We start from the raw sequence: 12,313 nt of genomic DNA, 5'->3' as shown, positions 1-12,313 counted from the left end.
AGCCAGAACCGGCGTGAAGGCAGGACTCCGTACCATGTACTTCCGCCAATGAGTTCGGGCATTCTTCTTCCTTGACGTATAAAATACTTGCAATATTGCATAGAAATAGTGGCCAGCATTAGCTCGCTCTCGTCAATTCTGCGTAACAGGCCTGCGGACTGCGTCCAATCATCGCTCGCAGAGTGCCCGGCAGTGCCGACATTTTTGCAACAACGTCCATCGTTCCTCTCGCTACTCCACGACTTCCTACTGATATAATACTTGCAATGAAGTAAGACTCCGAAATGTGCGCCTCCAGGCTCCCGCAACCGTCTGTGTACTGCTAGCCCAGCCCATGAGCTCCCTTTTCGACCACGAGATCATCAAACAGCTGCACAGCGGTGACCGCTCACGCGTTTACCGCGCCAGGGCTACCGATGGCACCACGCTGATCGTCAAGAAGCCCAATCAGCAGTTCCCTTCCTTCCAGCAGCTGGCACAATTCAAGCGCGAGTATGCGATCGCGCGCCGCTGCCGCCATCCTGGCGTGGTGCGTCCGCTTGCACTGCAGCTGCACGGAGGATGTTGGACGATGATCCAGGAAGATGCCGGTGGCCAGGCGCTCGACCAGGTTTTACGCACCCAGGTAGCGGCGCGCAGGACGACGGCGCAACCGGCGCTGGCGCTGGACGATTTTTTCGACATCGCACTGCAACTGTGCGCGGCGCTGGAAGAGGTCCATCGTCATGGCGTGATCCACAAGGACATCAATCCATCCAATCTGGTGTGGAATGCCGATCGACGTCTGCTGCAACTGATCGATTTCGGCATCGCCTGTGAACTGCCATACGAAAGCCATGGCATCGACAATCTCCAGTCACTGGAAGGTACGCTACGCTACATGGCGCCGGAACAGACCGGGCGCATGAATCGGCGGGTCGACTGGCGCGCCGATTTCTACGCGCTCGGGGCCACATTGTACGAATTGCTGGTCGGCCAGGCGCCATTCGAGGCGGGCGACGAGATGGAACTCGTGCATTGCCACATTGCCCGCAGTCCGGACTGGTCGCACCCGGCGCTTGCCGGCTTGCCTGGCCAGCTGCTGCCGATCATCCAGCGCCTGCTGGAGAAAAATGCCGATCAACGCTACCAGAGCTTGCAAGGCCTGCGCAGCGACCTCGAAGCATGCCGCGCAGACAAGCCGGCGCGGGCGCTCAAACTGTCCGATCACAACGGCCGCTTCCTTGTGCCACAAACGCTGCACGGGCGCGAGGATGCCATCGCAGCGCTGCTGGCGGCGTTTGAGCGCAGTGCGGCCGGCACCTGCGAGATGCTGCTGGTGGCCGGTCATTCAGGCATAGGCAAGTCGGCGGTCGTCAACGAGGTGCAGAAGCCCATCATCGCCCGGCGCGGCTGTTTTTTGTCCGGTAAATTTGACCAACTCCAGCGCGACGTACCCTATGCCTCGCTGATCCAGGCCTTCCAGGGGCTGGTGCACCAGCTGCTCGGCCAGCCCGAGGAAACATTGAGGCAATGGTCCGGCAAACTGCGCGATGCCTTGGGCAGCGGCATGGGCGTGCTGGTCGAACTGATTCCCCAACTGGCCTTGATCGTCGGCCCCACCGATGCGACGCCCGCGTCGGCGCCGGCACAGGCCCGGCTGCGCCTGGACCGCCTCTTCCCCCGCTTCGTTGAAGTATTCGCCTGCGCCGGGCATCCGCTGGTGCTGTTCCTCGACGACCTGCAATGGGCCGACGCGGCCACGCTGCGGATGATCGAACTGCTCATGGTGTCCTGCGACAAGAGCTGCATGCTGTTCATCGGCGCGTACCGCGACAACGAAGTGAGTGCCGCGCATCCGCTCACCGCCCTGCGCGACAAGCTGCGCGCGCGCGGTGTGCGCCTGTCCACGCTGTTACTGAACCCACTGACCGAGCCGCAGCTTGCGCAAATAGTGTCGGCCACCGTGCGCGTGGCGGCCCCTGACTGCGCACCATTGACCCGCATTTGCTACCGCAAGACCGGCGGCAATCCATTTTTCCTCAATCAGTTCCTCGCTTCGCTCAATGAGACGGGCCATCTGCGCTACCGGGCCGACGACGATTGTTGGGACTGGGACATGCGCGCCATCGAACAGGCCAAGTACACCGACAACGTAGTCGAGGTGCTGCTGGAGAAAATCCGCCGCCTTCCCACGGCAACCCAGCACCTGCTGCAACTGGCCGCCTCCAGCGGTAACCGCTTCACGCTCGACACGCTTGCACTGGCAGTGGAGCGCGCGCCGCGTCACACGCAGCAAGCCTTGTGGCCGGCGCTCCATGCAGGACTGATCCAGCCGCTCGACGAACGCTATAAATACGTCAATGGCGACACCCGCGCCGGCCAAAGCGGCGTCAAGTACCGGTTCCTGCACGACCGGGTGCAACAGGCAGCCTACCTGGTCGCCGATGCCAATGCCCGCACGGCCAACCATCTTCGCATCGGCCGCCTGCTCCTGCGTCATGCGACGCCGGAGCGTCAGGATGGCGCACTGTTTGAAATCGTTGAACAGCTCAACGCCGGTCGCGCGCTGATCGACGATGCGGGCGAGCGCGTGCATCTGGCGACGCTCAATCTGCAGGCCGGCGTCAAGGCACGGCGTTCTGCCGCGTTCCAGGCCACGCTGGAGCACATGCGAATTGGTCTGGGCCTGCTGCCGGCGGATGCATGGAGCGTCCACGCCGACCTCTGGCTCGACCTGCAGCTCGGCGCGGCCGAAGCGGCTTACCTGTGCGGGCAGTTCGATACCGCCGAGGCGATCTATCCACTCGTGCGCGCCCGCACTTCGAGCCCGCTGCTGCAGGTACGCTGCATTGCCATCCAGGCGCACCAGTATCAATTGCAGGGCCGCCTGCTCGACGCCATCGCCGTGCAGCGCGAAGGCCTGGCGCAGTTGAACATCGCCATACCGCACGATGTCGCGCACATGAAGGCGCACTTCGACGAAATCCTCGCCGACATCGGGCGCCTGCATGGCACGCAGACGCCCGACACGTTGCTGGAGGCCGGCGAAATGTGCGAGCCGGACGCGGTGGCCGCGATGCAGATGATGCAGGGCCTGTGGATGGCCAGCTATTATGCCGGCCAGCAGGACCTCAGCGCCCTGATGGTGGTATCGATGACGCGGCTGTCCATGCAGCGGGGGAACAGCGATTTCAGCGCCGTCGCCTATGTTGGCTACGCGATGATGCTAGCGCTGTACGGCGGCGACGTGGCGCGCGGCTACGAATTCGGCGCGATGGCGCTGGCGCTAGCCAGGCGGCGTGCCAATCTGCAGACGCGCACACTCACGGGCCTGATGTTCGGTGCGCTCATCAGCCACTGGACGCGGCCCCTGCGCAGCTCCGACGCCCTGTACGAAGAAGCCTTTGCCTGGGCACTGGAAATCGCCGATTTCGTGCAGGTCGGCGTGGTGGTGGCCGTGCGCGCCACCGAGCGCATGATCCTCGGCGACTACCTGCCGCACCTGATGCACGACATAGAGCACGACCTGGCGCTGATGCGCGCCAACGGCCAGCAGGCGATGGCCGACTGCTGCGTCGCCGCAGCGATCCAGCCGATCAAATGCCTGATGGGCAGCCTTGCCCATCAAACCAGCTACGATGATGCGACGTTCAGCGAGGAGCGCTTCCTCGAACAATATGGCGGCTCGCAGCTGTACCGCGCCTACTATTTGCAAGGCAAGATCCGCAACGCCTACCTGTTCGACGGCGCCGACGCCGAACTGTTGGCGGGCCAGTTAGGCATCGTCACCCAGATCATGCGCGGCCAGGCCAAGGTTGTCGAATCGAGCTTCTACGCCGCGCTGATATGGATCCGCGCCTTGCGGCGCGACCCGGAGCGCCCCGATGCAAACGATGTACTGGCCGTGATCGACGCACTGCAGGCGCGCCTTGCCGGCTGGGCCACCGAGGGCTCGGACAATAGCAACGCCAAGCATCTGTTGGTGATGGCTGAAATGGCACGCTACCGGCACGATTTGCAGCTGGCCACGCGCCATTACCGGCAGGCGATCGACGCCGCCGGCCTGGCTGGCTACGTCAACGTGCAAGCGCTGGGCAATGAACTGTGCGGCGAATACTGGTGCGAGCAGGGCCACGCGCGCGTGGCCGCCGTATTCATCCAGGACGCCATGGCGCACTACGGCCAGTGGGGCGCGCAGGGCAAGGTGGAGCAACTGCGGGCACGCCACGCTGCGCTGCTGCCGAGGATGGATGGCCGCGCCACGCTGTCGCATGTGGGCCCCAACACGCACGGCAGTTCCGCGCTCGACCTGGTGTCGCTGTTGAAAGCGGCGCAGATCCTGTCGAACGAGGTCGGCTTGCGCAATGTCCTGACACGCCTGATTTCCATCGTGTGCGAAAACGCTGGCGGGCAAGTGGCGCGTCTGCTGCTGCTGTCAGAAGGCAGCTACCAGCTGGAGGCCAATATCGATGGCGATGGCGTCACCGTCCTGCAAGCGCGGCGGCTCGACCTGAATGCCGCCAGCGACCCGCAGTTCCCGCTGTCGCTGCTGCGCTATGTGATTCGCACTGGCGCGGAGGTGATCGAAGACAGTATCACAGGCGTCTCGCGCTTTGCCGCCGACCCGTACGTGCAGCTGCAGCGGCCGCGTGCCGTCATGTGCCTGCCGATACGGCACGGCGGCCAGATCGACGGCATCCTGTACTTCGAGAACCGGCTTGCAGAAGCCTCGTTCACGCAGGAGCGCGTCGCGTTCCTGCGCATGCTCGGTGTACAGGCGATGATCTCGATCTCCAGCGCCAGGCTGCATGACAGCCTGGAGCGGCGCGTTGCCGAACGCACGGAACAGCTGGAAGACGCCAACCGCAAATTGGCAACCCTGTCCATCACCGACGGCTTGACCGGCCTGGCGAACCGGCGCCATTTCGACGACGTGCTGCGCAACGAATGCGCACGTGCCACGCGCGTCGGCCAGCCGCTTGCCGTCATCATGCTCGATGTCGACTACTTCAAGCGCTTCAATGACCGGTACGGCCATCAGGCCGGTGACGCATGCCTGATCCGTGTCGCGCACGCGCTGGCGAGCGGCATGCGGCGCGCGGGCGACCTGACTGCGCGCTACGGCGGCGAAGAGTTTTCGATCGTGCTGCCGAACACCGGCGCGGACGAAGCGCGCCAGATCGGCGAAGCGCTGCGGCGCGCCATCGAAGAGCTGGGCATCTCCCATGAAAGCGCGGATGCGCAGCAGGTTACGATCAGCGTCGGCATCGCGATCCATTCGGCGCCGGGCGCCGCCGATCCGGATGCCCTGCTGCGCCTGGCCGATGCCGCGCTGTACCACGCCAAGGATGCGGGGCGCAATTGCGCGGTGCTCAAGGTGCTGCCGCCTTGCTGATCAGCATGCGCCGCGCGCCGTGTCCACGGCGTGGGGCGGGTCCTCAATCGCTGCCGTGACTGTTCTCGCGCGCCTGGTCCCTCGCCACTTCCTTTGAGGCCAGGCCATTGAAGAACAGATTGAGCAGCACGGCTACGATGGCAGCCAGCAGGATGCCACTGTGCAGTAACGGCGACAGGGCCTTGGGCATGTGCTGCGCGTATTGCTCGGCCACCAGCGGCAGCATGCCGAAGCCGATCGACAGGGCCACGATGAACAGGTTGTTACGGTTGCTTTTGTAGTCGACGCCGGCCAGGATGCGGATGCCCGTGGCGGCGACCATGCCGAACATCACCAGCCCTGCCCCGCCCAGCACGAACGCCGGCACGGCTTCGGCCGTTTGCGCGATCTTCGGGATCACGCCCATGACCACCAGGATGATGCCGGCCGCGACACAAACCCAGCGGCTGCGCACGCCCGTCACGCCCACCAGGCCCACGTTTTGCGAGAACGAGGTATACGGGAAGGTATTGAAGATGCCGCCGATGAGGGTGCCCAGGCCATCGACGCGCAAGCCGCGGCTGATATCGTCCTGCGTGATGCGCTTGTCCGTCATTTCGCCCAGCGCCAGGAACATGCCCAGCGATTCGATCATGACGACGATCATCACCAGACTCATGGTCACGATGGCGACCACGTCGAAGGTAGGCATGCCGAACTGGAACGGCGTGACGATGGCGAAGGCCTTGGCGCTGGCCACCTTGGCGAAATCGGCCTTGCCCAATACAAACGACAGGGCCGTGCCGGCAATGATGCCGATCAATACCGCGATATTCGACAGGAAACCCCGGCCATACTTGGCCACCAGCAAGATGACGGCCAGCACGAAGAAAGCGATACCCATATTATCCAGCGCACCATAGCCGGGGTTGGCAATCAGGGGCACGGGACCGGCAGGCGCAGGCAAGCCGGCTGCCGTGGCAGCAGCGGCCATCTTGAGGAAGGCGGGATCGGCAATTTGCGCCATGGCGGGCGGCCCGCCCATGGCCCAGTTCACGCCCACGCGCATCAGCGACACGCCAATCACGGCGATGATGCTGCCAGTGACCACGGGCGGAAACAGGGCCAGCAGGCGGCTGATGAAGGGAGCGATCAGCATGGAGACGACGCCGGCGCCAATCACGGCGCCAAAGATGCCGGTGATCCCCAGGGTCGGGTTGTTCGCCATGGCCAGCATGGGACTGACGGCGGCAAAGGTCACGCCCATCATGACGGGCAGGCGGATGCCGAAGTACTTGCCTATTCCCAGGGACTGGATCAGGGTCACCAGGCCGCAGCAGAACAGGTCGGCACTGATCAGTGCCGCCACCTGTTCGGGCGGCAGCTTGAGCGCACGCCCGACGATCAGCGGCACGGCGATGGCGCCCGCATACATGACGAGCACATGCTGCAAGCCCAGGGTGAACAGCTTGCCGGCAGGCAGGATTTCATCCACGGGCGATGGCGCTACGGGCGTGGTGCCGGGCGCGCTGCGGTGGATGGATTTCAGACGGGGAGTGGCCATTTACGCTCCATTTCCTGGGTTACCGCAGCCCGGATGGGCACAGGTGAAAGGGAAAAGCAAGAGAGAAACGGGACAACAGGAACACAACGGCGACCGATGATGCATGCGAAGCTCCTTGGATGGGACGACTCCAGCAAGCCATGCACGCTTCGTGCCAGGTAGTGTGTATACAGTTTATGGCGACAAACCAGCATGACTGAGCATGGTGCTTCCCCCTTCGCACCGATTTCAGGCGCGCCGCTTGGTCCATGCACTAAAAGAGGACGCCAGCGCCGTCAACGTCGCGCCCGCACCTCCTTGACGGCAGCGGCAGCGTCCGCCGCCAGTTCACCGATATCCTTGTCGCGGCGCCGGTCGAACCAGCGCACGCTGGCACTCACCAGCCACCACGCCGGCAAACCGACGAGCGCCATCAGCGGTGCGGCGATGAACAGGAAGCCCGTGGCCGGATCACAGCCATACAGCGCCGCCACCGTTTGCGCGCTGTCAAACAAGCCGGGCCACCACGCCAGCACCGCCGACACCAGGACGGGACCGGCAAAGGTGGCAATGATGATGCTGGAGCAAATACGGATGAGCGCCTCCTTGCAGTTGCGTGGCCACATGACCATGAAGCTGAGCAAGGTGGCAAAGAAGGCGGCCAGCAAGGGGACGCCCAGCAGCTTGATCCAGGCAGCCCCTGCGGCGGTGATATCGATATGCATGATGTGCTTTCAGTTGCGGCAAGAAAAAGCTGCGCTTGGCAGCTTGCTTGCTGTCATTCATTTGAGAAGGCCGCTTGCCACCCTAAGCTTGTGCCGGACCAAACAACGCCGCCACCAGCGGATCGCGACGCGCCGCACCGCCTGGCCAGCAGGCCGTGCGGCGCACTTGCGGCGGCAGTTCGGCCCAGCCGTCAACGTCCTCGTCCTGTTCTCCCAGTGCGTACAGGGCGGGCCGCTGGCGCCCCGGCTCCGTGCAGTGGCGCTGCGCCAGGTGAATCTGTCCCATGCCGCACATGTAGCGCAAATAGCGACTCATGGTGCCTGCATCGAGTCCCAGCAAGGCGGACAATTGCGCCGCGCTGGCATGGCCCTGCTCTTGAATGTACTGCACGATGCGGGCGATATGCAGCTGCGACTTCTTGCTGCGTGCCTGTAACTGGCGCCCCTGCCGCGGCACCGCCCTGCTTTCCACCAACTGACTGCTGTTCAACATTTGCCTGACCTCCCGTGGTGTCGCCAAGCCGCAAACGCTGTAGTGCGTTTGCGACAGGCAACGAGTGGACTTTATCAATCGCTAATGTTAAAGTCAAGCATTTGGTAATTTATCAAACGGTAAATTTCGGGTTTAATGTGGAGATGAATATGTATCAATACAGACGCGACCGCCTTCTGGCCCTGATCCGCGAGCACTACGACAATACGCGCAAGAAGATTTCCGACATCAGCGGCTGGAGCGAGGCGCGCATCTCGCAAATCCTCTCGCCCACGTACCGCGAGGGACGCGCCTTCAGCGAAAAAATCGCGCGCAAGCTGGAAGCGGACTTGCAGTTGGACAGCATGTACTTCGACCAGGGTGCGGCGCCCGACCAGGCGGAACTGGCTGCGCGTGCCTTGGGTGCGCTGGGTGAGGCACAGCCGGTGGTGGTGGTCGATGGCGAAGATGCGCGCTTCTACCCGATCCGCAAGGTCAAATTGCGCCTGTCAGCTGGTATCACGGGCTTTGCGATCGAGCCGGAAACGCACGACGGCAGCACCATCAGCGTGCCGCGCAGCTGGGTCGAGCGCAATGGCTACCACCCTGAAAAACTGGTGGCGATCAAGGTCAAGGGCGAGAGCATGGAGCCGGCCCTGTACGAGGACGATGTGGTGATCATCAATACGGCCGACAACCGGCCGGCCGACGGCATCGTGTTTGCCATCAATTACGAAGGCGAACCCGTGGTCAAGCGCATGGCGCGCGATATCGGCGAATGGTGGCTGACGTCGGACAACCCGGACCAGCGCAAATACCACCGCAAGCTGTGCCGCGGCAATGAATGCCTGATCGTGGGCAGGGTCGTGCGCAAGGAAAGCGACCGGATTTGAGAGCGAAGTTTATCAATTGATAAATTTCGTTCTCGTCACGGAACTTACGCCAATGCTGCCTGGATCTGCTGCAGCGACGCCGGATCGTCCATCGACGTCAGGTCGCCCGGGCTGCGACCTTCGCAGATGGCCTGGATCGAGCGGCGCAGCAACTTGCCCGACCGCGTCTTCGGCAACTGCAGCACGAACAGCACGCGCGCTGGCCGCGCCACGGCGCCCAGCTGGCGGTCGACCACGGCCATCACTTCGCGTTCCAGCGCCGCTTTCGCGTCAAGGCTGTCGAAACCCTGCGGGTCCTTCAGGATCACGAAAGCCATCGCCACCTGGCCTTTGAGCTTGTCTTCCACGCCCACCACCGCCACTTCCGATACATTCGGATGGCTGGTAATGCTCTCCTCGATTTCGCGCGTGCCCAGGCGGTGGCCGGCCACGTTGATCACGTCATCGGTGCGGCCCAGAATGAAGTAATAGCCATCCGCGTCGCGCACGCCCCAGTCGAAGGTGGAATACACTTGCCGGCCGCTGAAGGTGGACCAGTAGGTCTCGACGAAACGCTCGTCGTCGCCGTAGACCGTCTGCATGCAGCCGGGCGGCAGCGGACCTTCCAGCACCAGCACGCCCTTCTCGTTGGTGCCGCACTCCTCGCCCGTCGCTTCGTTGAGCAGCTTGACCTGGTAGCCATACATGGCCAGGCCAGGGCTGCCCAGGCGCGTCGGCGTGTCGGACACGCCTTTCGCCACCGACAAAATCGGCCAACCCGTCTCCGTCTGCCAGTAGTTGTCGATGATGTCCACTTTCAGCTCGTCGGCGATCCATTGCGAGGTGGTTTCATCGAGCGGCTCGCCCGCCAGGTACAGCGCCTTCAGGGAGGACAGGTCGTGCTTGCGCATCAGTTCCACAGGATGCTTGCGCAGCACGCGGATGGCCGTAGGCGCCGAAAACATGCGCGTGACCTTGTATTTTTCAACGATGCTCCACCAGATGCCTGCATCGGGACAAACCGGCAAGCCCTCATACAGGATGGTGGCCATGCCGGCGATCAGCGGGCCATACACGATGTAGGAATGCCCCACCACCCAGCCGATATCCGAGGTGGCAAAAAAGGTTTCACCGGGCTTGCCGCAGAAGTTGTACTGCATCGACGACGCCAGCGCCACCGCATAGCCGCCCACATCGCGCTGCACGCCCTTGGGTTTGCCCGTCGTACCCGAGGTGTACAGCACATACGACGGCTCGTTCGATTCGAGCCAGGTGACGGGCACCTGCGCATCGAGGTGCTGCTCGCGCAGTGTCGCGTAATCGACGTCGCGGCCTGGCGTCAGCGCCATCGGCACGAGATGGCGGTCGACCAGCAGCACTTGCTGCGGCTTGTGCGCGGCGATGCGGATGGCTTCATCGAGCAGCGGCCTGTAGGCAATCGCCTTGCCGTTGCGCGAACCGGCATCGGCGGAAAACACCAGCTTGGGCTGCGCATCGTCGATGCGGCTGGCCAGGCTGTTGGCGGCAAAGCCGCCGAACACCACGGAATGCACGGCGCCGATGCGGGCGCAAGCGAGCATGGCGAACGCCGCCTCGGCGATCATCGGCATGTAGATCAGGACGCGGTCGCCCTTGACGACGCCCAGTGACAGCAAAATGGCGGCGCAGCGTTCCACTTCGCGCTGCAGTTCGCGAAAGCTGTAAGTGCGCTCGGTATTGGTTTCGGTGGAAATGGCGATCAGCGCAGCGGCATCGCCCTGGCTGTCCACCCAGCGGTCGACGGCGTTGTGGCACAAATTGGTGGTGCCGCCGACGAACCATTTGGCGAACGGTGGACGGGAATAATCGAGCACTTGCGAAAACGGGGTATGCCAATCGATCTTGTCCGCTTCCTCGCGCCAAAACGCCTCAGGCGTGTCGATCGAGCGTTGATAAAATGCTGCGAAATTCATATCTCCTCCGGTATGCGTGCAATCTGTGTCGAGCTTGGGCGAACTGGCCTGGCCGCCACTTGATGTGTGCCGCCTGGGTGTCATCTGCCTGCCATCTGCCTGCGTATTTCCTCCTAAAACGCGTCGCCGGGAATGCGCACAGCCCCTTCCATCAGCACGCGCGCGCTGCGGCTCATGATGGCCTTGGTGACGCTCCATACGCCATCGGCGAGCGCCGCTTCCGCCCCCACCATCAGGGTGCCGGACGGGTGACCGAAACGCACGGAGTTGCGGAGACCGCCGCCAGCCGCCAGATTGACCAGCGTGCCGGGAATGGCCGCTGCCGTGCCGATGGCGACAGCCGCCGTGCCCATCATGGCGTGGTGCAGCTTGCCCATGGACATGGCGCGCACCAGCAAGTCGATCTCGCCTGCTTCCACCTTTTTTCCGCTCGACGAGACATAGCTGGCCGGCTTGGCGACAAAGGCCACTTTCGGCGTATGCTGGCGCTTCGCCGCCTCGTCGAGGTGCGCAATGAGCCCCATGCGCAGGGCGCCATGCGCGCGGATGGTCTCGAAGCGGGCCAGCGCGGCGGGATCGCCATTGATGGCGTCCTGCAGTTCCGTGCCCGTGTAGCCGATGGCGTCCGCATCGACAAAAATCGTCGGTATACCGGCATTGATCAGGGTGACTTTCAACATTCCGATACCCGGCACGTCGAGGTCATCGACCAGGTTTCCGGTAGGGAACATGGCACCGCCGCCGCCCTCTTCCTCGGCTGCCGGATCGAGGAATTCCAGTTTCACTTCGGCCGCAGGGAAGGTTACGCCATCAAGCTCGAAGTCGCCTGTTTCCTGCACTTCGCCATTCGTCATGGGCACGTGAGCGATGATGGTCTTGCCGATATTGGCTTGCCAGATGCGCACCGTGGCCACGCCATTGTGCGGCACGCGTGCAGCGTCCACCAGCCCACTGGCAATGGCGAACGAACCGACGGCCGCCGACAGGTTGCCGCAATTGCCGCTCCAGTCGACGAAGGGCTTGTCGATGGAGACCTGGCCGAACAGGTAATCGACGTCGTGCTCCGGCCTATCGCTGGCCGCCAGGATCACCGTCTTGCTGGTGCTGGAGGTGGCGCCTCCCATGCCGTCGATCTGCTTGCCGTACGGGTCGGGGCTACCGATCACGCGCAGCAGCAAGGCATCGCGCGCCGCGCCAGACACTTGCGCGCTGGCGGGCAAATCCTGCAGGCGGAAAAACACGCCCTTGCTGGTGCCGCCGCGCATGTAGGTTGCGGGGATGTTGATTTGGGGGGTGTGGCTCATGTCACTCCTGGAAAGAGGTAGGTCGGATTAGCGGGGCAGCGCCACGCGTAATCCGACACATTGTTGGCGGGTTTTTCGCAAATATTGTC

The 12,313-nt window shown here is 63.3% G+C and carries 7 protein-coding genes; 2 read left to right on the top strand and 5 right to left on the bottom strand.

Going from position 1 to position 12,313, the window contains the following annotated elements; genetic code table 11:
• Positions 1–334: 334 nt before the first annotated feature.
• A complete protein-coding gene (locus C8C89_RS14460; protein ID WP_133990541.1) occupies positions 335–5,377 on the top strand; it encodes a diguanylate cyclase in 5,043 nt (1,680 codons plus the stop codon).
• A 43-nt stretch (positions 5,378–5,420) separates the two neighbouring features.
• Here C8C89_RS14460 and C8C89_RS14455 read toward each other — a convergent pair whose 3' ends face one another.
• The 3 genes from C8C89_RS14455 to C8C89_RS14445 form a co-directional block, all read right to left on the bottom strand.
• Positions 5,421–6,920, bottom strand: coding sequence for a nucleobase:cation symporter-2 family protein (locus C8C89_RS14455; protein ID WP_133990539.1), 1,500 nt, complete (start codon positions 6,918–6,920; stop codon positions 5,421–5,423).
• Positions 6,921–7,195: 275 nt separating this feature from the next.
• Complete coding sequence (locus C8C89_RS14450) at positions 7,196–7,624, bottom strand: hypothetical protein (RefSeq protein ID WP_101481792.1); 429 nt, start codon at positions 7,622–7,624, stop codon at positions 7,196–7,198.
• 82 nt (positions 7,625–7,706) lie between these two features.
• A complete protein-coding gene (locus C8C89_RS14445; protein WP_133990537.1) occupies positions 7,707–8,117 on the bottom strand; it encodes a winged helix-turn-helix domain-containing protein in 411 nt (136 codons plus the stop codon).
• 149 nt (positions 8,118–8,266) lie between these two features.
• Between C8C89_RS14445 and C8C89_RS14440 the strand changes: the two genes are divergently transcribed.
• On the top strand, positions 8,267–8,989 hold the full coding sequence (locus tag C8C89_RS14440; protein WP_133990535.1) for a S24 family peptidase: 723 nt from the start codon (positions 8,267–8,269) through the stop codon (positions 8,987–8,989).
• Between the two features lie 44 nt (positions 8,990–9,033).
• Here the strand turns inward: C8C89_RS14440 and C8C89_RS14435 are convergent, their stop codons facing one another.
• Both C8C89_RS14435 and prpF read right to left on the bottom strand, forming a co-directional pair.
• Positions 9,034–10,920 (bottom strand): propionate--CoA ligase, encoded by a 1,887-nt coding sequence (locus C8C89_RS14435; protein ID WP_133990533.1) that lies wholly within the window; start codon positions 10,918–10,920, stop codon positions 9,034–9,036.
• 113 nt (positions 10,921–11,033) lie between these two features.
• On the bottom strand, positions 11,034–12,224 hold the full coding sequence (gene prpF, locus C8C89_RS14430) for a 2-methylaconitate cis-trans isomerase PrpF (protein WP_133990531.1): 1,191 nt from the start codon (positions 12,222–12,224) through the stop codon (positions 11,034–11,036).
• Between the last annotated feature and the right edge of the window lie 89 nt (positions 12,225–12,313).

The sequence above is a fragment of the Janthinobacterium sp. 75 genome (assembly GCF_004365495.1).
Classification (GTDB): domain Bacteria; phylum Pseudomonadota; class Gammaproteobacteria; order Burkholderiales; family Burkholderiaceae_D; genus Janthinobacterium.
This window is presented reverse-complemented; position numbering and strand designations above follow the sequence as displayed.